The following is a 25,219-nucleotide window of genomic DNA, read 5'->3' on the forward strand; positions in this document are numbered from 1 at the left end:
GGCACGGCGCCTACATTCGGCCGACTCCGCCACCAGGACCGGTCCCCGTTGCCATGCAGACGGCCGAAAAGCTCGACAAGATCGCGATCACGCTGCCCGACGGCAGCGTCCGCCACTATGACGCCCCGGTGACGGGGCTCACCGTCGCGGAATCCATCGGCAAGCGTCTGGCCAAGGACGCCGTCGCGGTGAAGGTGAACGGCGAGCTGCGCGACCTCACCCGCGACATCGAGGGCGACGCCCGGCTGGAGATCGTGACGCGCGAGACGCCCGAAGGGCTCGAGCTGCTGCGCCACGACTGCGCGCATATCATGGCCGAGGCCGTGCAGGAGCTCTACCCCGGCACCCAGGTCACCATCGGCCCTGCCATCGCCAACGGCTTCTACTACGACTTCGCGCGGTCCGAGCCCTTCACGCCGGCCGACCTCGAGAAGATCGAGGAGAAGATGCACGAGATCGTGTCCCGCGACCTGCCCTTCACCCGCGAGGTCTGGGACCGCAACGACGCGATCCGCCACTTCGAGGAGATCGGCGAGAAATACAAGGCCGAGATCATCCGCGACCTGCCCGGCACCGAGACGATCACGATCTACCGGCAGGGCCGCTGGTACGACCTCTGCCGCGGCCCGCACATGCCCTCGACCGGCCGGGCCGGCCATGCCTTCAAGCTGATGAAGGTCGCGGGCGCCTACTGGCGCGGCGACCACCGCAACGCCATGCTCCAGCGCATCTACGGCACCGCCTGGCGGTCCGAGAAGGAGCTGGAGGCCTACCTGCACCAGCTCGAGGAGGCCGAGCGCCGCGACCATCGCCGCCTCGGCCGCGAGATGGACCTGTTCCACCAGCAGGAGGAGGCCGTCGGCTCGGTCTTCTGGCACGACAATGGCTACACGCTGTGGCGCACGCTGGAGAACTACGTGCGCAGCCGCCTGCAGGCCGACGGCTACATCGAGGTGCGCACGCCGCAGCTGATCGACCGGTCGCTCTGGGAGGCCTCGGGACACTGGGAGAAGTTCCGCGAGGCGATGTTCACGGTACAGACGGAGGAGGAGCGCGTCCTCGCCATCAAGCCCATGAACTGCCCGGCGCACGTCCAGATCTACCGGCAGGGCATCAAGAGCTACCGCGACCTGCCGATCCGCATGGCCGAGTTCGGCTCGTGCCACCGCAACGAGCCCTCGGGCGCGCTGCACGGCATCATGCGCGTGCGCGCCTTCACCCAGGACGACGCCCACATCTTCTGCACCCCCGAGCAGATCACCGAGGAGAGCGTCAAGTTCTGCCGGCTGCTCCAGCGGGTCTACAAGGATCTCGGCTTCGAGGACGTCTTCGTGAAGTTCTCGGACCGGCCGGAGAAGCGCGCCGGCAGCGACGAGGTCTGGGACCGGGCCGAGCAGGCGCTGAAGGACGCGGCGAACGCCGCGGGCCTTTCATGGGAGCTGAACCCCGGCGAGGGCGCCTTCTACGGCCCCAAGCTGGAATTCACGCTGCGCGACGCCATCGGGCGCGACTGGCAGTGCGGCACGCTGCAGGTCGACTTCGTCCTGCCCGAGCGGCTGGATGCGGAATATGTCGGCGAGGACGGCCAGCGCCACCGCCCGGTGATGCTGCACCGCGCGATCCTGGGCTCCATGGAGCGCTTCATCGGCATGCTGATCGAGCATTACGCCGGGCGCTTCCCGCTTTGGCTGGCCCCGGTTCAGGCCGTGGTCGCGACGATCACCAACGATGCCGACGACTATGCCCGCACCGTGCGCGACGCTCTGGCCCGCGCCGGCGTGCGGACACGGCTTGATCTTCGGAACGAGAAGATCAATCTGAAGGTGCGGGAGCACAGCCTTCGCAAGGTTCCGCTGCTCCTCGTCGTCGGCAAGCGCGAGGCCGAGGAGCGGACCGTCGCGATCCGGCGCCTTGGAAGCAACGCGCAGGAAATCCTTGCCCTTGACGAAGCCCTTCATAAAATCGGCATCGAGGCGAGGTCCCCCGCGGGGGACCTGGTCGAGGATTCGCCATTCTGACAACTGAACGAGGCGCGGCCCCGCGATGGACGCCGGGGCACGCGCGAACCGAGGGAGTTCATCCATAGCCAGGCTCAGCCCCAACGAAGCGCCGTCGCGCGAAGGCCCCCGGGTCAACCGCGAGATCAATGCCCGTTCCGTCCGCCTGATCGGCGCCGACGGCGAGATGATCGGCGTCGTCACCCTGCGCGAAGCCCTGATGGCCGCGGAGGATGCCGGCCTCGACCTGGTCGAGGTGTCGCCGAACGCAGAGCCTCCGGTCTGCAAGATCCTCGACTATGGCAAGTTCAAGTACGAGGCGCAGAAGAAGGCCGCGGAAGCGCGCAAGAAGCAGAAGATCATCGAGGTCAAGGAGATCAAACTCCGGCCGAACATCGATGACAACGACTACGGCGTGAAGATGAAGAGCGCGCGCCGCTTCCTGGAGGAGGGCGACAAGGTCAAGGTGACCATGCGCTTCCGGGGCCGCGAGATGGCGCACCAGGAGATCGGCATGAACGTGCTGGTCAAGGTGCGCGACGATCTGCAGGACCTCTCGAAGGTCGAGCAGATGCCCAAGCTCGAAGGCCGCCAGATGGTGATGGTGCTGGCGCCGAAGTGACAGCCGCCGCCGTCGGCGAAGGAAAAAGGCCCGACCCGGACCGCCGGGTCGGGCCTTTTTCCTTGGGCTGCGGCCCGTTCAGCGGCTTTTCAGCGGATTTCGGCCGGACCGGCCGCGGGGCGGGCCGCCACGCCGTCGACGATGACGTGGCGACGCCCCATGCTGCAGCGCTCGATCCGGCCTTCGACATTGTAGACCTCCCGCAGAACGCGGTCGGTGATGACCTCGTCGCAAGCGCCGCACGCCTGCGCCGTGCCATCGGCGACCAGCAGCGCCATGTCCGCGAAGTGCAGCGCGTGATTGAGGTCGTGCAGGGCGATGAAGACGGCCATGCCGCGCTCCTTGGCGAGGCGGCGCAGGAGGAGAAGCACCTCGACTTGGCGGCACAGGTCGAGGGCGCTGGTCGGCTCGTCCATCAGCAGCACATCGGGCTCCCGGACGAGGCTCTGGGCGATGCCGACGAGTTGCCGCTGCCCGCCGCTGAGTTCGTGCAGGTGGCAAAAGCCGATGGCGCCGATCTGCAGGTCGGCGATCGCCCGGTCGACCTGCGTCAGGTCCTCCGCCTCAAGGCGCCAGGACCCGCCCTGCTTGCGCGCCAGAAGGATGGACTCGTAGACCGTCAGCGCGGCTGCGGGAGTGTCGTCCTGCGGCAGGTAGGAGACGGCGCGGGTCGGATCGCGGACGCCCTCCAGGTGCACCTTGCCCGGCCCCTTCATGATGCCGGCGATCCGCTTGAACAGCGTCGACTTGCCTGCGGCGTTCGGGCCGATCACGGCGATCACTGTGCCGCCATGGAAGGCCGGGGTCGTAACGCCGCTCAGAACGGGCTTGGCGCCATAGGCGGCGCCGACCGCCTCCAGCCACACCGTCACCATGGCCGCACCGTCACCATGAAGGCCGCCCGTTGCGCAGGATGAGGAAGAAGAAGAGCGGGATGCCGACCAGCGAGGTGACGATCCCGATGGGAATGATGGCCCCCGGGATCAGCGTCTTCGCGACAATCGAGCTCAACGACATGATCAAAGCTCCGCACAGCGCCGTGGCCGGCAGGAAGAAGCGCTGGTCCTCGCCGATCAGCATGCGGGCGATGTGCGGGCCGACAAGGCCGATGAAGCCGATGGTCCCGACGAAGGAGACCGGGACCGCCGCCAGCAGAGCCACCAGCATCAGGGTCTCGAGGCGCAGGCGCCTGACCCTGATCCCGAAGCTCGCGGCCCTGGCCTCTCCCATGCGCAGCGCGGTCAGCGACCAGCGGCGCAGCACGAAGACGGGAACGGCCACGCAGATCGCGGCGACGGTGACGGCGAGCTTGGGCCAGGTCGCCTTGGTCAGGCTGCCCATGGTCCAGAACACCACGGCGGCGACGGCCTGGTCCGAGGCGACGAACTGCACCATCGCCAGCAGGGCGTTGAAAGTGAAGACCAGCGCGATCCCGAGCAGGACGACCGAGTGCACCGTGGCGTCGCGCCTCAGGCTCAGGGCGTGGATGGCGAGCGCCGTCAACATGGCCACGGCGAAGGCATTCGCCGGAACCGCATAGTCGGCCGCGACCGGCACCAGGGTGATTCCGAACGCGATGGTCAAGGCAGCCCCGAAGCTGGCGGCGGCCGAGATGCCGAGCGTGAAGGGGCTGGCGAGCGGGTTGTTCAGGATCGTCTGCATCTGGCCGCCTGCGACCGACAGCGCCAGGCCGACGACGGCGGCCATCAGCGCCGAGGGCATCCGGATCGCCCAGACGATCGCCCCGAGCTGGGCGCTGGCCTGCGACGGGCTCAGGATGGCCCGGAGGACGTCGGGCAGCGGATAGCTCGCCGGCCCGGTCGAGACGTCGACGAGCAGGCTGAGGCACAGAGCAAGCGCCAGCGCGCCGAGCAGCAGGATGCGGCGCCGGACCAGCGCGCGGTAGCGCGCGCTCCCGGCCGCCTGGACGCCTTCGGCAAGCTCCGTCACCGTTCGGGCCCCGCCAGCGAGACCCAGTAGCCCGGCCGGTACGCGACGGGCAGGAAGCGCTCATGGAAGGTCCGGAAGGTCTCCTCGGGCCGCAGGGCCGAGAACAGGTCGGGATGGAACCACTTGGCCAGCTGCTGGATGGCGATGAAGTCGTAGGGGCTGTTGTAGAACTGGTGCCAGATTCCGTGGAAGGCGCGGTTCCGGTTCGCCGTGACGCCCGTGTAGGCCGGCCTGCTCCGGTACCACTCAAGCTTGCGCGCGGCTTCGGCCTGGTCGGCGCCGGGCCCGAGCGGAATCCAGCGCCCGCCGGGAACATAGGCCTCCCACTCCGCGCTGGTGACGACGACGTGGTCGGGGTCGGCGGCGATCACCTGCTCCGGGTTCACCTGGCCGAACGTGCCGGGAATCACGGTCCTGGCGATGTTGTTGCCGCCGGCCATCTCGACGAACCGGCCGAAGTTCCCGTCGCCGAAGGACAGGCAGCAGTCGTCCGTGTAGCCGCCGATGCGCTCGATGAAGACGTCGGGGCGGGCGGGAGATCGGGCCGCAATCACGTCCGTGACGCGCCGGATCTGCTCGTCTCGGAAGGCGGCGATCTGCTCGGCGCGCGCCTCCCGTCCGAAGAGGCGTCCCAGGAGGCGGATCGTGGGCCCGGTATTCGACGTCGGGTCGTGCCGGAAATCGACATAGACGACGGGGATGCCGACCGCCCCGAGCTTCTCGATGGTGCGGGCGTCCTCGACGGCGCGCATCGCTTCGATGTTCAGCAGCACCACGTCGATTCCGAGGGCGATCGCGGACTCGGCATCGACGAGGCTGTTCTCGGCCCCGCCGAAGCGGGGCAGCTTCGCGAGCGCCGGGAAGGCGGCGAGGTACTGCCGGTAGCTGCCGGGATCCGCCTCGATCAGGTCGTCGCGCCATGCACCGACGCGGGCGAGCGGGTCCTCGGGCTCGAGGGCCGCGACCACGTGGAGCAGGCGACCTTCGCCCAGCATCACGCGTCGGACCGGCACGGGCACGGAGACGCGGCGCCCGGCCAGGTCGGTCACGGTCGCATGGCCGGGCGCCGGGTCGCCCTGGGCGAGGGCTCGCCCGCCCGGCCCCGCGGCGAGCATCACCACGCCCGCGACGGCGATGCCGCCCAGGACCGCACGGAAGCAATGTCGTCGCGACGTCACGGAACCTTCCCTTTCGGCTGCGCGGGCAGAGCGGGCGGCGCGGCAGACCCGCGGGGCCCGCCGCACCTGAGGATTGTCGCCACTCCCAGCGAGAGCAGGTAGAGCGCGGCAACGAGGAAGAAGATCGTCTCGAGGCCGAATGCCTGGCTGAATCCCATGCCGATGGCGATGCCGACGATCGAGGAGAACTGCTGCGTGGCATGGACGACGCCGAGCACCCGACCCTGGCGGTGCATGGCGGTCGCCGCCGAGATCAGGGACGTCAGCACCGGGGTGGTGGCCGCCAGGAGCGCGCCCCAGGCGAAGCACAGGGCGATGAAGACCGCGACCGTGCGCGTCAGGCCGATGCCGACGGCGACCAGGGCGCAGGCCGCGATGACGGCGGACAGCCCGCGCAGCACCTCGGCCGCCGGCCGGCCCGAGAAGACGCGCGCCCAGCCGGACGCCGACACCACGAACCCCAGTGCCAGGAGGCCGTAGCACAGCCCTGTCACCGAGGTATCGGCCCGGAAGACTTCCTGGACGTAGAGCGAGAAGGGCGCTTGCATGACAAGCCGGCTGGCCAGCAGCATGCCGAGGAGGAGCAGCAGCCCCGGAACCGGCGAAGGACCGGCGATCCGGTCGGCGATCGCCGGATCGTCGGGAGCGGCACCGCCCCCGGAATTCCCGCGGCGCTGGCAGACCTCCGGCAGCGCGAGCCACGCCGTTGCTGCGCACAGCGCGCAGAGCGCGCCGGCCGCAAGGTTGATCGCGGCGAAGGGTGCGCGATCCAGGACCAGCCCGCCGAGCACCGCGCCGCCCACCGAGCCGAGGTTGGTGGCTATCTGCAGCCGTGCGAAAAGCTGTGCACGGCGCTCGGGGGCCTCTATCTGCACGCCATAGGCCTGCGCCGGCGCGATGTAGCCGGCACAGGCGCCCTGCAGGAAGCGCAACGCCAGGATCGACCACACGTCGGCGGCGAAGGCCAACAGGAGCTGGGTCGCCGACAGTCCGAGCAGGGCCCGGATCATCATCAGCTTGTTGCCGAAGCGGTCGCCGACCCGGCCCCAGAATGCGCTCGTCAGCATGATGCCGAGCATCGGCCCGACATAGACGCCGACAGACGCCAAGCCGAAGACCCAGTCCGACGGGCTGTGCTCCCGCAGGTGCAGCGGCCAGAACGGGCCGCTCATCTCCATGGCGCCCATCGAGACCAGCTGCAATGCGAAGAGCAGCCGGACCGTCGCCCGGGGATAGGCCGGTGGCGGGACTCGTTCCGGCATGATCAGCGCCCCGCCATCCGCTCCGCTCCCGCTCAGAAGTCCGCCGAGACGGAGAGGATCGCGGTGCGCGGCGCGCCAAGGCCCAGCCCGCCGTAGCTGCTTGCGACCCCGGACCAGTAGTTCTCGTCGAAGACGTTCTCGACGCGGGCGCGGAAGGTCAGGGGCGTGCCCTTGACCTCGGTCCGGTACCGCGCGCCGACATCGAACCGCGTCCAGGACGGGATGCTCTGCGTGTTCGCGACATTGACGAACTGGTTGCCGGTGTGGATGGCGCTGCCGGCCAGGGTCAGCCCCTCCAGAAACGGAGTGTCCCATTCCACGGACAGGTTGGCCTGGATCTCGGGAACGCCGATCGGCCTGTTGCCGATCGTGGCCGGGCTGTTGGTCTTCGTCATCGCGGCGTCGAGGAAGGTCACGCCGCCGAACAGCCGCAGGTCGTCCGTCACCTCTCCGAAGGCGCTGATCTCGACCCCGCGGTTGCGCTGTTCGCCGCCCTCGGTGAAGAGGCCGCCCTCGAGCTGCCCGAACGGCTTCTCGATCTGGAAGGCTGCCACGGTCATCGCGATCCGGCCGAAGTCGACTTTCACGCCGACTTCGTGCTGGGTCGCCACGTAGGGGGCGAGCGCCTGGCCGGCATTCGAGGCGGTGGACGGCGCGATATCCCCGCGGCTCAGCCCTTCGACGTAGTTCGCGTAGACCGAGACGTCCTTCCACGGCTTGATGACCAGCCCGGCCACCGGCGTCAGCGCGTCATCGTCGTAGGACGAGGTCGTGGCCCCGGTCGTCGCGTCGAAGTTCCTGGATTCGATCCGCTGGTGCCGGCCTCCCAGCGTGAGCTGGATCCGCTCGTTGAGGGCCGACAGCGTGTCGGCCAGCGTGAACCCGGTGAGCGTGCTGTCCGAGATCCGCGCGACGTTGCGGGGTTCGGCCAGCAGCACGGGCGCGTTGTCGCCGGGGTTGTAGATGTTCGACCGGAGCGTCGTCGCGGACGAGGTCGAGCCGCGGGAGAGCTCGTCCTCGTAGCGGCTGGCCTGGAACGTCGCCGTATGGCCGAGCGCCCCCGTGTCGAAGGAGGTCCGGAGGCCCGCGTCGTAAGTGACGCGGTCGATCTCGAACTTGAAGTAGAAGGGCGCGGCGGTCGTGTCGCCCCTGGCGTTCACGATCGTCGGCGTCTGCCCGGACAGGCGGTCGACTGTGGTGCGCCCGCCGCCAGCGCCGGCGAACAGCGTCATGCGCTCGGTCAGGTCGTACTCGACCTGGCCGAGCACCGCCTTGTCCGTGACCTTGGACCAGGCCCAGGAATCGGTGACGTTCCGTGCGCCGTTGGGCGCCGACGGCACGTCGATGCCCGGGGCGACCAGGAAGGGGCGCACCGGGGCGTCGAAGCGCTCCTCCTGGTCGAGGACGTCGACCGTGGCGCGCAGCCTCTCCCCCTGGTAGTCGGCTGCGAGCGCCCCGACGAACGCCTTGCGGGACTGCTTGTCCAGCGGCGTGTCGCCGTCGTGGTAGCTGCCGTTCAGGCGCACGCCCCACTCGCGCTGCTCGCCGAAGCGGCGGCCGAGGTCGACGTTCCCGCCGAACTGGCTGTCCGGGGCGTAATCGGCGGTGACCCTGGTCAGATCCGTGTCCGGCGCACGCTTGGGCACGATGTTGATGGTCCCGCCGACGCTGCTGTTCGGCGCCATGCCGTAGAGCAGGGCGGAGGGGCCTTTCAGCACCTCGATGCGCTCGGCGTAATCAGGGAACACGCGGTAGTTGGGTGCCACGCCGTAGACGCCGTTGAACGCGATCTCGCCGAGATTTCCTTCGCCGATCGGAAAGCCGCGGATGAAGAAGGCATCGAGGATGCCGCCCTTCGCAGCGCTGGACCGCACGGCAGGGTCGGTCTCCAGCACGTCGGCCGCGGTGACCGCGCGGCGGTCCTCGATGGTCCGCGCCGTGTAGCTGCTGGTGCTGAACGGCGTGTCCATCATGTCACGGTTGCCGAGGAGGCCCAGCCGTGCTCCGCGCGCAACCTGTCCGCCGGGGTATTCGGGTGGGGTCGTTCCGATCGCCGCCGTCGCCGGAGCAGCCGCCACGCCCTCGATCGTGATGGGATCGAGCTGCAGGGTGCTCCCGTCGCCCCCGGGCGGCGTACGGGCCAGCGTCACGGAATCGGCACCGGTGAACTGGAAGGTCACGCCGGTGCCGGCGAGCAGCCGCTGCAGCGCCTCGGCCGGGCTCATGGTTCCCGAGACGCCCGGCGAGGCGAGGCCGGCGAGCCCCTCCGTCCGATAGGCCAGCGCCACGCCGGCCTGGTCCGTGAAGGCGGCAAGTGCGGGGGCAAGCGGCTGCGCCGGGATCGCGAAGGTCCGCGTGTCGCTCCGCTGCGCGAGCTGCTGCGGCCCGGCCGAACCGGTGCCGCGCGGCGTGGCGGCAGCCGGCCCCGCTCCGGACGCCAGGCACGCGGCGAAGAGCGCCGTGCAGGAGACGGTGGCGAGGAGCTTCGGGAGCACGGCCCCTCCCGCGGATGTCAGGCCGTCGGCGTCAGTCTCCGCGTCCGGAGTCCACCCTGCGTTCCTCGTCGTCATCTTCCCCACCGTCCACTCCCCGACCAAGCCGATGATTTCCTACGCCACGGCGCGAATGCGTCGCAGTTGCGTCGTTCTCTGCCTGGAAGACGAGTGGGCTCGTGGAAACCGGTGGCGTTTTCGAAACTTTTTTCGTCAGGTCGCCTTCGTCAAGCTGAAGGGTCCCGGATGATGGTCAGGTAGTGCGTGACCTCGATGACCGTCAGTCCGTGGGTGGCGGCCAGCGCCTTGAGCGCTCCGTCCAGCGCCTGGAGCGAGGCGCGGACCGTGACCGGCTCGAACCGCGCCGTGTCGGCGAGCAGGACGATACGTCCCGGCCGGTAGCGGTCGATCTCGGCCAGAGCGTCGGCGAGCGGCAGGCCATCGATCGCGATCGACCCGCTGCGCCACGCCGTCGCGGAAGGGAGATCCGCCGCGCCGACCGGTCCCGGCGGGCCGCCCCTGCGATAGCTGACACGGCGGCCCGCCGTGAGCGTCACGCTGGATCCCGGGGATCCGGATGTTTCCGTCTCCGGCGCCGCCGGGGCGGTCACGCGTACGGTGCCTTCGGCGACGGTCACGGTTGCCGCCTCGCCGGATTCACGGACCACGAAGGCCGTGCCGAGGGCGGTGGAGCGGCCGTCGAGCGCCGAGACGTCGAACGGCCGGTCCGGATCCTTGGCAACTTCGAACATCGCCTCGCCCCGGAGAAGGGAGACCCTCCGGTGCCCATCGGAAAAGTGGAGTGCGATCGCGCTGTCGGTGTTGAGATGGGCCAGGGAGCCGTCCGGCAGCGTGATCGTCCTCTGCTCTCCAACGCCGGTCCTGTGATCTGCCCTCAGCAGGACGGGCACGTCGACCGAGGCGGCGACGAACAGCACGGCGCAAGCGGCCGCAAGGCCGCCGAGGACCGCAAGCCCCCGGACTGCAACCCCCCGGACCGCACCCCCCCGGACCGCGCGGCGGGCCGGTCGGGGCGGGGCGGCGGGCACCCAGGCCGCCTCCAGCGCGCCGATCCCGTTCCAGACCTCCCGGATCTCGTCGTAGGCCGCGCGATGCCGGGGGTCGGCGTCCCGCCACTTCCGGAACGATGCCAGTTCCTCGGCGCTCGGCTCACCCGACGCGAGCCTGAGAAACCAGTCCTGAGCCGCGTCGTCGACGTCGCGGGTGGCCTCGTCGCGGTCTCTCGGTTCTCTCATCGCCTGCACACGATGCGCCTCCTCGGCAACGCGAGGACTCGCCCTGATCGTCCTTCGTCCGGCGAAGGCGCCGCGGCCGCGCGATGCGCGCGCCCCATACAATAGACGATCCAGCTCATGCCTTCCCGTGCCCGTCGCCGTCGCGGCCGTCGGAATCGCGGAACCGGCGCCTGGCCTTGACCAGGGTGTCGATCGCGGTCTTCAGGTCCTTGTAGACCGTCGTCAGGCCGATCCCGAGTGCCTCGGCGATCTCGGGCTGGGTCTTTCCCTCGTAGCGGTTGAGGTGGAACACGCGGCGGCACCGGGGAGGAAGACCGGCTATCGCGCGTTCGAGATAGGCGAGCTCGGCCCGGGCCAGCGCGTGGCGCTCCGGCGACAGCTCGTCCGCCTCGTGCCAAACGAAACCGTCGGCCTCGGCCAGGATCTCCCCTCGCCGCGCTTCGACCCGCAGGTGGTCCGTCGCGAGGTTCGCGGCCATCCCGAACAGGTAGGCACGGCCGTCCGAGACCGTAGGGTGCTCGTCGGTACGCAGGAGCTTCACGTAGATGTCGTGCGCAACATCCGCAGCGAGGCTATGGGAGCCCAGGCGCCTGCCGAGGAACCGCAGCAGTTCCCACTGGTGCTCGTGGAAGGCGCGAAGCAGCAGTGAATCCCGCATGGTGCCAGCATCCCGAGGAGGCGGCAGCCTAGCGGCAATGAGAATGATTCGCAACGCCCATCGGGCCCGGCGGGGCAGCGGGGCCCGTCACCCCATCTAGGCCGTCACCCCGTAAAGCTCGAGCTGCCAGGCCATCTCCACCGTCGTCATGGGATAGTCGGTGCCGCCGCGGGCGTTCAGAAGCTGCCGCGGCGCGATACCGGCGCCGCGGCTCTGGAGCTGCATGGCGAATCGCATGCTGAGCTGGGCCTTCCAGGCGAGCGCGGTCACGCCCTTCGGGCTCTGGGTCGCCAGGATCTTTTCGACGGTGTCGCGCGTCACGCCGGCCCTGAGGCTCAGCGCGGTCTTGACGAAGTCCATGTCCTGCCAGGCCAGCGCGTCGCCGATCGCCTCCTCGTCCAGGCGCCCCGCGGCATGAAGGCGGTGCGCCCGCTTCTCCCCGGGTTCCTTCACGTCGGAGGCCGCCCGGTAGGCGAGCCGGCGCCGCGAGACCGCGGAGACCTCGGCGACCGTCCCGATGTCGAGATCGCTGCGCTGGCGCAGGACCTCGAGCACCTGCTGCCCCACGAATTCGGCAAGGCGCGCGGCGAGGCGCGGCGGCAGGGAGGGCCGCGCGGCCAGCGGCTCCTGGAGCGCCAGCTTGACGGCCGCCTCCTCGGCGATGCGGTCCAGGACCGGCTCGGAGATCCGCGCGCCGGCGTTCCGCAACAGCGCGCTGGTGGCCTCGGCATAGCCGCGCCGCTGGATCGCCTCGCACACGCTCTCCGAGACCGAGGCGCGCCGGGCGATCGCCGCGACCCGCCATCCCTCGGCGGACCAGGCGATCAGGCGCAGCAGGTCCTCGTCGGTCAGGGTCGCGCAGTAGTGCAGGATCGGATCGGCGACCTCGCGGGCGACGTCCATGGCAAGCGTCACGCACAGGCGCGGGGGCGCGCAGGCGACGTCGGCCAGGCTGGTCGCCAGCGCCTCGCGCACGCCCAGGGCCTGATCGCGCGCCAGTGTCTCCAGCACTTCGACGGTGAGCTGGAAGAGCTTGCCGAACTTCTCGGGCTCCAGTTCGGGCAAAAGGCGCCCCAGCTTCGCCGCCAGGATCCGCCGGACGCTCTCGTCGGAGTCGCGCGCCAGCAGCTGGCTGGCCTGGATCGGGGCCGCGGCGTTGCCGGCCACCGCGCGCCGCACCTCGACCGCCTTGTCGACGGCCAGGTAGTACAGCACCTCGGGCCGCACGTCGTCGCGCGCGGCCAGCTCGCTGCGGACCGAGGGATCCTGGTCCTGCGCGAGACGCCGGGATTCCTCGTAGGTGATCGGGCGCCGCTCCATCACGGGGCGACCATAGGGCGCGACCCCTTACCAGAGGGTGAAAGACCGGCGCCCCCGCGAACGGCCTGGTCGATCGCTGGCGCCCGCCCCGCCCCCACCCTCATCGGGGCCCCGCCTCCGGATTCGCGGCGGGCGCAAATCCGGGTGCGGTCCCGCGGCGGGCTCGCCAGGCGTCTAGCGCCCAGCCGACGGTGGGAAAGGCGATCTCGGCCCGCGGGATCTCGTCCCAGGGGAAGAGCCCGACCTCCAGGCTCTCCGGCCCCGCCGACACATCGGGCGCCAGCAGGCGCGCCCGGAAGATCATCTGGACCTGGCCGATCCAGGGCAGGTCGTAGACGGCCAGCAGGCAGTCGATCTCGATGCGCGCCCGCGCCTCCTCCCAGGCTTCGCGGGCGGCGCCCCCGGCCGAGGTCTCGTTCATCTCCATGAACCCCGCGGGAAGGGTCCACAGGCCGCGGGAAGGCTCGATGGCGCGCCGGCACAGGAGGATCCTGTCCTCCCAGGACGCGACGGAGCCGACCACGATCTTGGGGTTCTCGTAGTTCACGAATCCGCAGTCCGGGCAGACCAGCCGCTGCCGGTCGTCACCCGCGGGGATCGCGCGGACAAACGGTCCGCGGGGTGGCTCCGGGCTCATGACGGAATCAGCATGGCCCATCCGCCGCCGCGACGGAAGGGCGCGACACGGCAGACGGGGCGAGGTGAATGGCCGAAGGGGGCACCCCGGGGAGATGTCCCGGGGAGATGTCCCAGAGGGAAGCCCAAGCGGCGGCGCGGGGTGCGACGCGGGCGCGCGGCGCGATTGCGCCATTGACCTTCACCGGGGATCTCCTAAACTTTTATCTATTGGCGCCGCCGGCGCGGCGCCGACGAGCGCTGGAGCATGGCCTTGCGCGCGAACACCCAGGAGAGCCCCCTTGCGGCCGTGGCGGCGATGGCGGCCGGAGCGATCGAACCGGACCTGGCGCGCCTCGTCGAAAAGGCGCGGGACCGCAGTCCGGATGCCCGGCGCGAGGTCGCCACGACGGTCGGCGACCTCTACATGGGTCCGGCAGCCTCCTTGACGGAGACCGAGCGTGCCATCGTCCTCGACATTCTGGGCCTGGTGATCCGGGATGCCGAGCGCACCGTGCGGGTGACGCTGGCGGCGCGCCTCGCGGAGGACAGCGCGGTCCCGCGGGCCCTCGCGCTGCAGCTCGCCGGGGACGAGATCGAGATCGCCCGCCCGGTCCTGCTGCATTCCGACCTGCTCGGGGACGACGACCTCATAGACCTCGTGCGCCGGCATGCCACTCCTCACCAGCTCGCCATCGCCGCCCGCCGGGTCGTCAGCCCGCCCGTGGGCGACGCGCTGGTCGGGACCGGCGATGCCGCCGTGGCCGCGGTGCTGGTGCGCAACGCTGGCGCCCGCCTGTCGCCCGGCGCCGTCTCGATCCTGGCCGAGGCCGCCCAGCGCAGCGCGGATCTCGGCGAGCCGCTGCTGCAGCGGCCGGAGCTGACGCCCGAGCTCGCCGCCCGGCTCTACTGGTTCGTCTCGGTGGAATTCCGGCGCAGCCTGCTCCGGCGTTTCCCGATCCCGGCGGACCAGCTCGACCGGGCGCTCCAGGGCACGGTACAGCGGCTGATCGACTCGTCGCGCCGGGGCCTCGGGCCGGAGCATGTGATGCTGGCCGACCGTCTCCATGCGGCGGGATCCATCGACGCCGCCGTGCTGATCCAGGTGTTGCGGGTCGGCCGGTTCGAGCTCTTCGCCATGCTCTTCGGCCGGCTCGCCGGCCTGCCGCCGCAGACCATCGCACAGACGATCTCCGACCCCGGGGGCGAGGGTCTGGCGCTTGCCTGCCGGGCGCTGGAGATCGACAAGGGGCACTTCGCCTCGATCTTCCTGATGGCGCGTGGCGCGCGCCGGGGCGAGCAGGTGGTCGACCCGCGCGAGCTGACGCGGGTCCTGTCCTTCTTCGACCGGGTTCCGGTCGAGCGCGCCAAGGCCGTGCTCGCGGCCTGGCGCGACAATCCCAGCCAGCGTCCCTTCGGCCGCAGGTCCGAGGGCGCCTGAGCGCCCGGTCCTGCCGCAGTTCCCGGCCGCGGCGTCCGGCCCCCGTTCAGACCGGGGCGCTATGGCACGTCGTGCGCGATGGTCCAGGGCTCGGCCCGGGCATCCTCGATCCAGGCGCGCATGGCGGGCAGGCCCAGCACCACCTCCACATAGGCCCGGCTGACGGGATCGAGCTCCACGCCATAGGTATCGAAACGCGTGCAGACCGGCGCGAACATGGCATCCGCGATGGAGAAGCGCCCGAACAGGAAGGGCCCGCCGGCGCCGTAGAGCGCCCGCGCGTCGCGCCAGAGCTGCTGGACGCGCTGGGCATCGGCGAGCGCCGCCGGCACGTGCCCGCGCCCCGGCAGGCTCCGCTTCAGGTCCATGGGCATGTTGCGCCGGAGATCGGGGAAGCCGGCATGCATCTCGGACGAGACCGCGCGGCAGACCGCCCGCGCCTCGCGGTCGTCGGGCAGAAGGCCGGCGTCGGGGAACAGGTCGGCCACATATTCGCAGATCGCCAGCGACTCCCAGAGCACGAGCTCGCCGTGCCGCAGCACCGGGACCTTGCCAGCCGGCGAATGCGCCAGGATCTCGGCCTTCGTCTCCGGCTGGCGCAGCGGGATCACGACCTCCTCGAAGGGGATCCCGGCCTGCTTCAGGGCGAGCCAGGGCCGGAGCGACCAGGACGAGTAGGCCTTATTTCCGATGACGAGGACGAGATCGCTCATGACAGCTCCTGGAGGCGCCGGCTGGCCGCGGGATCGACAGAGGCTACGACGGCCCGGAGGCTGCGTGAAGACCCGGCGGCATGAAGACCCGGCGCTGCAAGCAGACGGGCACCGGGCCGCGAGCCATGGGTCGCAAGGCCAGGGAACGGCACCCGGCGATGCCATGCGATTTCGTCGGATCGGGTGCCTGTCCCCTTCCCACCGGCTGCGCGCCTTGCCATTCTTGGCGCCCCGAGATCGAGGGCCCGAGAGGAAGCTGGACCTTGCTGCCGAACTTGACCGACGCCGCCGCTCCCGACGCCGTTCCGCTGCTGCCGATCACCGCAGACCGCCTGGACGCCTGGATCGCCGGGCAGCCCGAGCCGGTGGGCGCCTGGATCAGGGCGACCGGGTTCAAGGCCGACGCCGGCGCCACCGCCCTTCTGCCCGACGCGGGCGGCCGCCTCGGCCGCATCCTTGTCGGTCTCGGCCGTGGCGACGATCCCTGGGCCTTCGGCGGCCTGCCCAGCACGCTGCCCGCCGGGGCCTACCGCATCGAGGGGGCCATGGACCCGGCCGCCGCGACGGCGGCGGCGCTCGCCTGGGCCCTGGGCGGATACGCCTTCACCCGCTACCGCAGCTCCGAGCGCCGCGGCGCGACGCTTGCCTGGCCCGAGACCTGCGACCGCGCCGCCGTCGAGCGCGCGGCCAGCGCAACGACGCTGGTGCGCGACCTCGTGAACACGCCCGCCAACGACATGGGGCCGGCCGAGCTCGCCCAGGCGGCCCGCGACCTCGCCGCGGAGTTCGGCGCCTCCTTCGAGGAGATCGTCGGGGACGAGCTTCTCGCCCGCGGCTATCCCACCATCCACGCCGTTGGCAGGGCCAGCACCCGGCCGCCGCGCCTCGTCGACTTCTCCTGGGGGCACGAGGGCGACCCCGCGGTGGTCCTGGTCGGGAAGGGCGTCTGCTTCGACAGCGGCGGCCTGGACATCAAGCCCAGCGCCGGCATGCTGCTGATGAAGAAGGACATGGGCGGGGCGGCCCATGTCCTGGGCATCGCCCGGATGGTGATGATGGCTGGGCTCCGCGTGCGGCTGCGGGTCCTGATCCCCGCCGTGGAGAACGCCATCTCGGGCGATGCCTTCCGGCCGCTCGACGTGATCCGCACACGCAAGGGCACGACGGTCGAGATCGGGAACACCGACGCCGAGGGGCGCCTGATCCTGTGCGACGCCCTTCACGAGGCCGCCAGCCGCAAGCCCGACCTGATCGTCGACTTCGCGACGCTGACCGGCGCCGCCCGAGTCGCGCTCGGCCCCGATCTGCCGGCGCTCTTCTGCAACGACGACGGTACAGCCCAGAGGCTGGCCGATGCCGGGCGCGAGGTGGCCGATCCGCTGTGGCGCCTGCCGCTCCACCGCCCATACCGCAAGATGCTCGACAGCAAGGTCGCGGACCTCAGCAACACCGGTTCGAGCCCCTTCGCGGGCGCCATCACCGCCGCACTTTTCCTGGAGTCCTTCATACCCGAGGGCATCCGCTGGGCGCATTTCGACACCTTCGCCTGGAACCCGTCGAGCCGCCCCGGACGGCCCGAAGGCGGCGAGGCGCTGGGCATGCGCGCCGTGTTCCGGCTGCTCGAGCGCGACTACAGCAATGCGCGCTAAATTCTTGCCGGTATCCGAAGCATCCGGCAAACTCCCGGTTGAGCGGCATAGAACGGTGTCGCCCGTCCGAGAGGAGCGGCATGGCGCAGAAACTGGAAGCGCTGGACCTGTGGCGGACCGTCCTGGTCACGAGCGTCCGGCAGGCAGGCCCAGACCTGTCGTCGCGGCAGCTCGCGCTGCTTCTGACCGTCTATCTGACGCCACCGCCCCACACCGTGCGTGGCCTGGCCGCCGCGCTGAACATTTCGAAGCCGGCGATCAGCCGGGCTCTCGACCGGCTCGGGCGGCTCGGCTTTATCCGCCGCAAGCGGGACGAGACGGACCGGCGGAACGTGCTGGTGCAACGCACGGTGAAGGGTTCGGTCTTCCTGACCGAGTTCGCCCATCTCGTGATCGAGGCGCGGCGCGGTGTCGGCGGCACCATGGCACCGGACTCCGAGATGATCGGCGCGGCGACGGCACGCGACGATGCCGGCGCGCTGAACCTGGCGCTCGCCGATGAAGTCGCCGGATCCTAGGGTCACCCCCTATCGCGACGACCTGGCGGCATCCCATCTGCGTGGCATCGTCGAGGCGCCGCGCTATGCCGACGGTGTCGCGCACCGCATGCGCCAGGGCCGCGCGACCCTGCGCGGCGAGCCTACGGATGCCGCGCGCCAGACCTCGGAGCTGATCTTCGGCGAGACCTTCACGGTCTACGACCGGCGGGATGGTTGGGCCTGGGGCCAGTGCGGGACGGACGGCTACGTCGGCTGGACGCCGGCCTCCGCGCTCGAGGAAGGCCCGCTCGCGCCGACCCATCAGGTCTCCGCCCTGCGGACCTTCCTGTTCCCCGAGGCGGACCTGAAGACCCATCCGCGCGACGACCTCAGCCAGGGGGCCCTGGTGGCGGTCGCCCGCACGCAGAACGGCTGGTCCGAGCTTGCGACGGGCGGCTGGATCTTCGCCAAGCACCTGACGCCGGTGGGCGCGCCGCCCGCGGACATGGTGGACACGGCGCTGGCGTTCCTGGGCGTCCCCTATCTCTGGGGCGGACGCACGAGCCTGGGCATCGACTGCTCCGGTCTGGCGCAGCGGGCGATGGCCGCGTCGGGGCGGAACGCGCCCCGGGACAGCGACCAGCAGCGCGCCGCCGTCGGGACGCTGGTGTCGGAGAACGGCCAGGGCTTCGCCTACCGGCGCGGCGACCTCGTCTTCTTCCCGGGGCATGTCGGCCTGATGCTCGACGGCACGCGGCTCCTGCATGCCACCGCCTTCTCCCTGTCCGTCTGCGTGGAGCCGCTGGACGAGGTGGCCGCGCGCGCCGGCGGCATCCTGGCGGTCCGGCGCCTGGATTAGCGATCCGGCGCGGCCACCGCTGATCCTCCTGCGACACCGCGGCGGGTGCCGCCATCCGGGACCGTGATCCCGCGCCGCAAGCGCTGTTGTCAGCACTGTCCGGAGCATGGCGCTCCCGCGGTCAGGATTCGGCCTTGAAGATCGGTCACCACCAGCGCATCGCGGACGAGCTCCTGCGCGAGCACGGGCCCTGCGCCCTGAGCCTTTCCCAGCACTGGGCCGACAAGGCGGCCCAGGCGGATCAGCGCGGCGCCGCCAGGTTCTGGCGGAAGATCGCGGCGATGGTGCTCACGCGTCTGGGCCGGAACGACGATTTCCGCCGGGACGCGGCGGCCGTCGTCAACATGGCCCTGGGACGCGGCGCCAAGGCCGGGACCCCGCCGAACGCTTGACCTGCAGAACGCCTGACCTGCAGAACGCCTGACCTGCAGAACGCCTAACCTGCAGAACGCCCGACCTGCGATCCGCTGCCGGAGCAGGGCCGGCACCGCGCGCCCGGTCCGCGGCCGCCCCATGCCCCGCCGTGGCGGCGCCATAGCTCGCCGATCGGAGACGTCCCCTACCCCGCCTGAGACGCCCCGAGGTTGCAGCGCTAACGAAAGACGGGCCGCGCAACAACACTGCGCACGATATGATCCGGGCGCAAGAACCGTTCGGCGTTGCGGGCGGCCGCCAGACAGGGAGGGTTCGGTGATGACATCGTTCGATCCCAGGAACTACGAGGCCTGGTTCCCGGCCGAGAGGCCGCTGCCCGAGGACGGGCGCTTCGAGATCGGGCTGACGCTGGCAGGCGCAGTCTCCGCGGGAGCCTACACCGCGGGGGTGATGGACTTCCTCTTCGAGGCGCTTGATGCATGGGAGGCCGCGAAGTCCTCGCCGGGCGCGCAGCCTGACGGGCGGGCCGTTCCCACACATGACGTGGTGGTCAGGATCATCACCGGTGCCTCTGCAGGCGGTATCACCGGGGCGATCGCAGCCGCCTGGCAGGGGCGTTCCTTCGAGCCTGCGCGGCCCGATGCCGAGCCTGCCCGGCTTGCCGGGAATCCCTTCTATCGGGCCTGGGTGAAGGATATCGACATCACGAAGCTCCTCGACACCACGGATCTCCAAGGCGGTCGGGAAGTCAGGTCCGCCCTGAACTCCCGGCACCTCGACGAGATCGTCGAGACCGTCCTCGGCGGGCCGCCCCCGGGCAGCGGGAGGCGCTGGCTCTCCGACCCGCTGACGCTTGCCCTGACGGTCACCAATCTTCGCGGCGTGCCCTATGCGCTGGGTTTCCGCACCGACGCGCGTCTGCGCCACCAGATGACGATGCACCGCGACTGGGTCGCCTTCGCGGTCGAGACGCTGTCCGGGCGCAGGCAGGAGGCCCCCGTCCCGCCCGACGCGGCCCCGCTCTCCGGCAGGGCCGACTATGCCGACGAGAAATGGCGCGCGCTCGGTACGACGGCGCTCGCGACCGGGGCCTTCCCCCTGGCGCTTGCCCCGCGCGTCCTCAGGCGTCCCTTCGAAGACTATTCGTGGCGCAGGCCGCGGCGCGGGACAGAGGGATGGCAGTTCGACGAGCCAGCCTGGCCGGAACCGCGGGACGCGGATCCCTACAGCTTCCTGTGCGTCGACGGCGGGACCATGGACAACGAGCCGCTGGAGCTCGCGCGCAAGGCGCTCGCGGGATCGCAGGGCCGGAACCCGCGGGAGGGCGACAGGGCGAAACGGGCCGTGATCATGGTCGACCCCTTCGCGGATCCCCTCGCGGAGGGGCTGAAGACCGAGGCGCCGCTATACAGGGTCGCCCTTGCGCTCGCCAACGCCCTGAAGATGCAGTGCCGCTACGATCCCGCCGACCTCGACCCGCTTCTCGACGAGAAGGTCTACAGCCGCTACCTCGTCGCGCCGTCCCGCGGCGACGGGATCCGCGGCAGGGAGGCTCTCGCCTCGGGCGGCCTGGGAGCCTTCCTCGGCTTCTTTGCCGAGGCCTACCGCCACCACGACTTCATGCTCGGGCGCCGGAACTGCCAGAGGTTCCTGAAGAGGACCTTCGCGCTGCCCAGGGACAATCCGCTCTTCAAGGACTGGCGCAGCCGCATGACGGACGCGGACTGCTGCGGGAACGATCCCACCCATGTGCCGATCGTCCCGCTCTTCGGCCGCTGCGCGGCTCCCGAGCCGCTGCCCGACTGGCCCGGCGGCCGCGCGTCCGACCTCGACCGGATCGGGATCCTGGTGAAGGCGCGCGTCCATGCGCTGGTCGACGCGCTGCAGGCGCCCATGCTTCCCGGCGCCGGCGAGGCCGGTCCCTGGGGCTGGGTCAAGCGGACGGTGACGACGGGCTATCTCTATCCGCTCCGGAAGGCTCTCCGGAATCGGATCGTGACGGCGGTGGATGGGGCGATCCGCGCGGCGGTCGCCGACGTCGACCGCCGCGCGGCCCCGCCGGAATCCTCGCCGCAGGTGGCTTCGCTGGCCGCGCCTCCGGACGCCCCCGGGGCCCGGCCGCTCGTGCCGTCGCTGGACAACGCCGGCCCGTAAGGCGTGCCCGCAAGGCGGCCGCAGCGCCTGGGGCCGCGCACCGGCGCGGGGCCCCAGGCCGGCCTTATCAGCGCTTCAGGAGGCGTCCGAGAAGGATCTGCAGGATCTGCGCCGCCGGGCCGCGCGCCCGACGTCCGTGAGAAAAGGGATCGGTGGAAAAGGCGCCGGGGGAGACGCGGCCGGCTCCCGGCGCGCCCCGGATCCAGCGCCGCCCGTACCGCTCGGCGACCATGCGCAGCGCGAGCACCGCAAACTTCCTGAGCATTGCGACCTCCCTTAGCGCGCGGTCGCTTCGAGGATCACGCCGCGCGGGCCGACCACGCGGTCGAGATGCTCGCGCAGGAGACGCATGTTCTTGGCGTTCGCGCGATGGAACACGTCTCCGACCCAGCCGACGATGGGGATCAGGCCGATCAGGAAATCCAGGCCCACATTGCCCACCATGCGGATGAGCGTTCCCGTGGGGACGCCGAGCCGCCGGGCCTCGTAGATCAGGTAGCCCGAGAGGCCCTTGGACACGAGCGGGCCGAGGCCGGGAACAAGGTTCAGGATGGCGTCGGCGCCGACGCGTACGCGCGTCCCGGGCACGACGAAGGCGCTGTCGAGCAGGCGGGCGATGGCCTCCAGCCTATCGCGGGTGGCCTCGACGTCGGTGGCGCCGGTGGTGAATTGCAGGGGGGATGCTTGGCCGTACAAGGTGGTCTCCCAGAAGCTGAGCGCGAGGCGCTCGTCAGGTGAGAGATCCGACATCGCAGCCGGAGGCGGCTGCCAGAGGGGCCCGGATCGAAGTGACCTGGATGTGACCCCACGCCCCACGGAATTCAAGGCGGGCCATGAGAGATGCAGGCGCGCACGACCTGTTTGAGGAAGTCAGGGCGAAGGCGGGTGCCATCACCGCCCGCGCCCGACTGAGCGACCGCTGCACCACGCGTCTGCTGCGTAGAGCGAGAGCCACATGAGCCGTCTTCGCCGTGCGACCCCGGCCTTCGGCTTGGCGGTCATCCTCGCGGGACCGCCGGTGCAGGCCGGAGACGGCCTGGAGACCTTCGGCGACCTGATGCGCTACGGAATTCCCCTGGCGGCGGGGGGCATTTCCGCCGCCAGGGACGACCGTGAGGGCCTGGCGCAGCTGGGCGCGACCTTCGGCGTCACGCTCGTGCTCACCGAAGGTCTGAAGGAAACCTTCGACGGCACTGGGTGGGGGAAGCGCCCGAACGGCGGGAGGGAAGCCTTCCCATCCGGCCACGCCGCAAAGGCCTTCTCGGGCGCCGCATACCTTCATTTCCGCTATGGGTGGGAATACGGCTTGCCCGCGGCGGCTGTCGCATCCGTCGTCGGCTACAGCCGCGTCGAGTCCGACGACCATCATGTCCGTGACGTGATAGCCGGCGCGGCGCTGGCCTACACGACGGCGTTCTTCCTGACCGAGGCGGTTGACGATTCCGCGACGCTGATCCCCCTCGTCGGCGTATCGAAGCCGTATTTCGGGCTGATCGGCAGGCTCCGCTTCTGAGCGGGCGTGCCGGCGCCGGTGGGCGCGGGCAGAATCAGCGCAGCCCCAGGAAGGACAGGATGGCCAGAACGACGACGATCACGCCGATGATCACGAAGATGTTGGGCATAGCTCGGGCCTCCTCGCCCGCTCAGGGATTCCGCTGCAGGAGGTAACGGCGGGGCCCGCGGCAGGTTCCTGGGTCGCCCCGGTCCCGCGGAATGTCACGGGAATGCGCTGGCCGCCTCCCTGTTCACGACGGGATCGGAACGGTCAGGAGACAAGCCTTGAGAAGCGGGAAACACGTGGCGCTCGTCCTTGCGGCCTCGGCATCGCTGCTGGCCGGCACGGCTGGCCTTGCGGCCGGGGAGCGCCCGAAGGAGCTGAAGCGGCAGTTCGTCCAGCGCGGCGAGGCCTCCTATTACGCCGACAGGTTCCATGGTCGCAGGACCGCCGCCGGCGACCGCTTCAACACCAACGAGCAGACGGCCGCCCACCGCACGCTGCCGCTCGGCACGGAGGCCGAGGTGACGAACATCGAGAATGGGCGGAAGACCGAGGTGCAGATTACGGACCGGGGCCCCCATGTCCGCGGCCGCGTCATCGACCTGTCCAAGAGAGCGGCGCGCCAGCTCGGCATGACGAAGGACGGCACGGCGACCGTGAGGATCGAGGCGGATCCTCAACGCCAGGACGGCCTTTACGGTCGCGAGGACACCCGCAAGCCCAAGGGCTGAAGCCCAGGCGATCTACTATGGGTAGTGGCGTAGGGGGCATCCCGAACGCCCCATTCCTATACTTGGTGGATAGATCGCATTTTCCCCATTTTCGAAGATATCGCCCGGCGGCGACTTGAGTACCCGAAATTGGGTTGTTCTGTTTACCGGCTATTAGAAGATTTCGGGTGTAATAGCATTGCCAACCGCGCGAGTTGGCTTCCGGGAGCATCCTTGATCATGACGACACTGGCCCATCAGCACCAGGGACGCGTTGCCTTCCGCCGCCTTTCGCCCGACGCCGTGGTGGTGTACGGGCTCTTCGCCGTGACCCTCGTGCTGCTGGCGTGCAGCGCCGTGACGGGCTGGCGCGTCGCGCATGGCAGTGCGCCGCAGCTCATTCAGATCGAAGAGGCCAGGAGCCCGATCGCCCAGCCGGGCTGAGCGCGGGAAAGCCAGACGATCGCTGCGGACGGGCCCTTCGGGGCCCGTTCTGATTCCAGGCCGGCCGATCCGCCCATTCAAGAACCTCGACCTCCAGCAGCCCGGCCAGGACAGGGCCAGAGAATTGCTGTTCACTGGGGCGCCGTTGAAGCTGATCGGCGCGACGGGATCGCCGCGAAGCCCCGAGGCACCTTGCCAGGCGCGGGGTGCCGCCTCCGGCGTCTCGTCCGTTACCTAGGAGGAAAGCGATGCCGCTCTATGCCCTGGACGATATCGAGCCCGAAGTCGCGCCCGACTGCTGGATCGCGCCAGATGCCCATGTGATGGGCCGCGTGAGGCTCGGCAGGGCGGTCGGGATCTGGTTCGGCGCCGTTCTCAGGGGCGACAACGAGGACATCGTCGTGGGCGACCGGACCAACGTCCAGGACGGGGCGATGCTTCATGCCGATCCCGGCTTCCCGCTGTCGGTCGGTAGCGGCTGCACAATCGGGCACCATGCCATCGTCCATGGCTGCACCGTCGGCGACGGCACACTGATCGGCATGGGCGCCACCATCCTCAACGGCGCCCGCATCGGCCGAAACTGTCTCGTCGGGGCGGGCGCGCTCGTGACCAAGGGCAAGGCGTTCCCGGACGGCTCCCTGATCATCGGCGCCCCCGCGAAGCTGGCGCGCGAGCTCGACCAGGAGGCGATCGCGCAGCTCGGGCGGTCCGCGGAGACCTATGTCCGCAATGCCGAGCGCTTCCGTCGCGGCCTTCGTCGCATCGACTGACAGGCGCGCCCCCGCGGGAATTCAGGCCCGCTTCGCCCCGCGCCCGCGCTCGGGGCGCTCCGCCGGGGACGCGCCGAGGAGCGCACCGCAGCTCAGGATGAAGTCGCCTGCGGCGTTGATGTCGCCGACCAGGGCGGCACGGGCGCCGGCCGCGTCCCCGCGGGCGGCCGCCTGGACGAGGGCGAGGTGGAACCCGAGCGCCGTCCGATCCTTCGTGCGCCTCGACTTCGAGCGCAGGTCGTAGTTCAGCACCGGCCCGATCTGCAGCCACAGGCCCTCGATGATCCGCAGAAGCGACGGCATCTCCGCCGTTTCGTAGATGTGGAAATGAAAGTCCTTGTTCAGGCGGACCAGGGCGCCGGCGTCCGGTTCGGAGCGGTCGTGCTCGGCCTCGAACTCCGCATGGATGGCGTGGAGCCGGGCCAGCCGGGCCGGCGTCATGCGCGCCGTCGCGATCTCGACGGCGTGGCCCTCCAGCAGCAGGCGGATCGCCCGGAGCTCCTCGAACCGGTCCTGGGTCATGGGCGGAACGCGCACGGCGCGGTTCGGCAGCACCTCCAGGGCCTGCTCGGCCGCCAACTTCGCGACCGCGTCGCGCACCGGCATCACGCTGGTGCCCAGCGCCGAGGCGAGTGCGCGGATCGAGAGCCGCTCTCCCGGCGAGATCTGCCCGGCCATGATCAGTTCGCGCAGGTCCCGGTAGACGCGCCCTCCGACCGTCTCGCGGCTGATCGGCTCCAGCCCAAGCATCGTCACCTCCACCCTTTGCGCATG

The 25,219-nt window shown here is 70.5% G+C and carries 25 protein-coding genes; 12 read left to right on the plus strand and 13 right to left on the minus strand.

The window, feature by feature from the left end; translation table 11 throughout:
- Positions 1-53 precede the first annotated feature (53 nt).
- Together thrS and infC are read left to right on the plus strand one after the other, a co-directional pair.
- Positions 54-2,018, plus strand: coding sequence for a threonine--tRNA ligase (thrS, locus tag JUB13_RS15130; RefSeq protein ID WP_207480317.1), 1,965 nt, complete (start codon positions 54-56; stop codon positions 2,016-2,018).
- A gap of 25 nt (positions 2,019-2,043) precedes the next feature.
- Positions 2,044-2,619: a translation initiation factor IF-3 gene (gene infC, locus JUB13_RS15135; RefSeq protein ID WP_207480319.1), complete on the plus strand. Its 576-nt coding sequence runs from the start codon at positions 2,044-2,046 to the stop codon at positions 2,617-2,619.
- An 89-nt stretch (positions 2,620-2,708) separates the two neighbouring features.
- Here infC and JUB13_RS15140 read toward each other — a convergent pair whose 3' ends face one another.
- The 9 genes from JUB13_RS15140 to JUB13_RS15180 all read right to left on the minus strand — a co-directional run bounded on the left by JUB13_RS15140 (position 2,709) and on the right by JUB13_RS15180 (position 13,372).
- Entirely contained in the window at positions 2,709-3,494 is a 786-nt protein-coding gene (locus tag JUB13_RS15140; RefSeq protein WP_207480322.1) for an ABC transporter ATP-binding protein, read from the minus strand.
- Positions 3,495-3,504: 10 nt separating this feature from the next.
- Positions 3,505-4,569 carry a FecCD family ABC transporter permease gene (locus JUB13_RS15145; RefSeq protein ID WP_207480324.1) on the minus strand — a complete coding sequence of 355 codons (1,065 nt, stop codon included), beginning with the start codon at positions 4,567-4,569 and terminating at the stop codon, positions 3,505-3,507.
- Entirely contained in the window at positions 4,566-5,747 is a 1,182-nt protein-coding gene (locus JUB13_RS15150) for an ABC transporter substrate-binding protein (protein WP_328702938.1), read from the minus strand. Before JUB13_RS15150 ends, JUB13_RS15145 begins: the two co-directional genes overlap by 4 nt.
- Positions 5,744-7,009 carry an MFS transporter gene (locus tag JUB13_RS15155; protein ID WP_207480326.1) on the minus strand — a complete coding sequence of 422 codons (1,266 nt, stop codon included), beginning with the start codon at positions 7,007-7,009 and terminating at the stop codon, positions 5,744-5,746. Before JUB13_RS15155 ends, JUB13_RS15150 begins: the two co-directional genes overlap by 4 nt.
- A gap of 32 nt (positions 7,010-7,041) precedes the next feature.
- The gene (locus JUB13_RS15160) at positions 7,042-9,504 is read right to left on the minus strand and encodes a TonB-dependent siderophore receptor (RefSeq protein ID WP_207480327.1); all 2,463 of its coding nucleotides are present in this window, start codon (positions 9,502-9,504) and stop codon (positions 7,042-7,044) included.
- A 224-nt stretch (positions 9,505-9,728) separates the two neighbouring features.
- Positions 9,729-10,757 (minus strand): FecR family protein, encoded by a 1,029-nt coding sequence (locus JUB13_RS15165; protein WP_207480329.1) that lies wholly within the window; start codon positions 10,755-10,757, stop codon positions 9,729-9,731.
- Between the two features lie 115 nt (positions 10,758-10,872).
- Positions 10,873-11,415 carry an RNA polymerase sigma factor gene (locus JUB13_RS15170; protein WP_207480331.1) on the minus strand — a complete coding sequence of 181 codons (543 nt, stop codon included), beginning with the start codon at positions 11,413-11,415 and terminating at the stop codon, positions 10,873-10,875.
- 96 nt (positions 11,416-11,511) lie between these two features.
- Entirely contained in the window at positions 11,512-12,735 is a 1,224-nt protein-coding gene (locus JUB13_RS15175) for a DUF2336 domain-containing protein (RefSeq protein ID WP_207480333.1), read from the minus strand.
- Between the two features lie 100 nt (positions 12,736-12,835).
- The gene (locus tag JUB13_RS15180; RefSeq protein WP_207480335.1) at positions 12,836-13,372 is read right to left on the minus strand and encodes an NUDIX hydrolase; all 537 of its coding nucleotides are present in this window, start codon (positions 13,370-13,372) and stop codon (positions 12,836-12,838) included.
- A 252-nt stretch (positions 13,373-13,624) separates the two neighbouring features.
- Between JUB13_RS15180 and JUB13_RS15185 the strand changes: the two genes are divergently transcribed.
- Entirely contained in the window at positions 13,625-14,791 is a 1,167-nt protein-coding gene (locus tag JUB13_RS15185; RefSeq protein ID WP_207480337.1) for a DUF2336 domain-containing protein, read from the plus strand.
- A 59-nt stretch (positions 14,792-14,850) separates the two neighbouring features.
- Here the strand turns inward: JUB13_RS15185 and JUB13_RS15190 are convergent, their stop codons facing one another.
- Positions 14,851-15,504, minus strand: coding sequence for a glutathione S-transferase family protein (locus tag JUB13_RS15190; RefSeq protein WP_207480339.1), 654 nt, complete (start codon positions 15,502-15,504; stop codon positions 14,851-14,853).
- A 263-nt stretch (positions 15,505-15,767) separates the two neighbouring features.
- Between JUB13_RS15190 and JUB13_RS15195 the strand changes: the two genes are divergently transcribed.
- The 5 genes from JUB13_RS15195 (at position 15,768) to JUB13_RS15215 (ending at position 21,020) form a co-directional block, all read left to right on the plus strand.
- Positions 15,768-17,153, plus strand: a complete 1,386-nt coding sequence (locus JUB13_RS15195; protein ID WP_236024953.1) for a leucyl aminopeptidase family protein — start codon at positions 15,768-15,770, stop codon at positions 17,151-17,153.
- Between the two features lie 80 nt (positions 17,154-17,233).
- On the plus strand, positions 17,234-17,671 hold the full coding sequence (locus JUB13_RS15200) for a MarR family transcriptional regulator (protein ID WP_207480341.1): 438 nt from the start codon (positions 17,234-17,236) through the stop codon (positions 17,669-17,671).
- Positions 17,652-18,491 carry a C40 family peptidase gene (locus JUB13_RS15205; protein ID WP_207480343.1) on the plus strand — a complete coding sequence of 280 codons (840 nt, stop codon included), beginning with the start codon at positions 17,652-17,654 and terminating at the stop codon, positions 18,489-18,491. Before JUB13_RS15200 ends, JUB13_RS15205 begins: the two co-directional genes overlap by 20 nt.
- A 134-nt stretch (positions 18,492-18,625) precedes the next feature.
- Positions 18,626-18,883, plus strand: a complete 258-nt coding sequence (locus JUB13_RS15210; protein WP_207480346.1) for a hypothetical protein — start codon at positions 18,626-18,628, stop codon at positions 18,881-18,883.
- Between the two features lie 301 nt (positions 18,884-19,184).
- Positions 19,185-21,020, plus strand: coding sequence for a patatin-like phospholipase family protein (locus JUB13_RS15215; protein WP_207480348.1), 1,836 nt, complete (start codon positions 19,185-19,187; stop codon positions 21,018-21,020).
- Between the two features lie 67 nt (positions 21,021-21,087).
- On the opposite strand, the gene JUB13_RS15220 is transcribed toward JUB13_RS15215, so the two are convergent.
- Together JUB13_RS15220 and JUB13_RS15225 are read right to left on the minus strand one after the other, a co-directional pair.
- Positions 21,088-21,285 (minus strand): hypothetical protein, encoded by a 198-nt coding sequence (locus JUB13_RS15220; RefSeq protein WP_207480350.1) that lies wholly within the window; start codon positions 21,283-21,285, stop codon positions 21,088-21,090.
- Between the two features lie 11 nt (positions 21,286-21,296).
- The gene (locus JUB13_RS15225; protein WP_207480352.1) at positions 21,297-21,770 is read right to left on the minus strand and encodes a DUF4112 domain-containing protein; all 474 of its coding nucleotides are present in this window, start codon (positions 21,768-21,770) and stop codon (positions 21,297-21,299) included.
- 205 nt (positions 21,771-21,975) lie between these two features.
- Here JUB13_RS15225 and JUB13_RS15230 point away from each other — a divergent pair, with 205 nt between their 5' ends.
- The 4 genes from JUB13_RS15230 (at position 21,976) to JUB13_RS15245 (ending at position 24,445) form a co-directional block, all read left to right on the plus strand.
- Positions 21,976-22,533, plus strand: a complete 558-nt coding sequence (locus tag JUB13_RS15230) for a phosphatase PAP2 family protein (protein ID WP_207480354.1) — start codon at positions 21,976-21,978, stop codon at positions 22,531-22,533.
- A 266-nt stretch (positions 22,534-22,799) separates the two neighbouring features.
- Entirely contained in the window at positions 22,800-23,249 is a 450-nt protein-coding gene (locus JUB13_RS15235) for a septal ring lytic transglycosylase RlpA family protein (RefSeq protein WP_236024954.1), read from the plus strand.
- 213 nt (positions 23,250-23,462) lie between these two features.
- Positions 23,463-23,672, plus strand: coding sequence for a hypothetical protein (locus tag JUB13_RS15240; protein ID WP_207480358.1), 210 nt, complete (start codon positions 23,463-23,465; stop codon positions 23,670-23,672).
- Between the two features lie 248 nt (positions 23,673-23,920).
- Positions 23,921-24,445: a gamma carbonic anhydrase family protein gene (locus JUB13_RS15245; protein WP_207480360.1), complete on the plus strand. Its 525-nt coding sequence runs from the start codon at positions 23,921-23,923 to the stop codon at positions 24,443-24,445.
- A gap of 21 nt (positions 24,446-24,466) precedes the next feature.
- Here the strand turns inward: JUB13_RS15245 and JUB13_RS15250 are convergent, their stop codons facing one another.
- The gene (locus JUB13_RS15250; protein WP_207480361.1) at positions 24,467-25,195 is read right to left on the minus strand and encodes a GntR family transcriptional regulator; all 729 of its coding nucleotides are present in this window, start codon (positions 25,193-25,195) and stop codon (positions 24,467-24,469) included.
- Positions 25,196-25,219 lie beyond the last annotated feature (24 nt).

This window comes from Arenibaculum pallidiluteum (assembly GCF_017355985.1).
GTDB lineage: Bacteria > Pseudomonadota > Alphaproteobacteria > Azospirillales > Azospirillaceae > Arenibaculum > Arenibaculum pallidiluteum.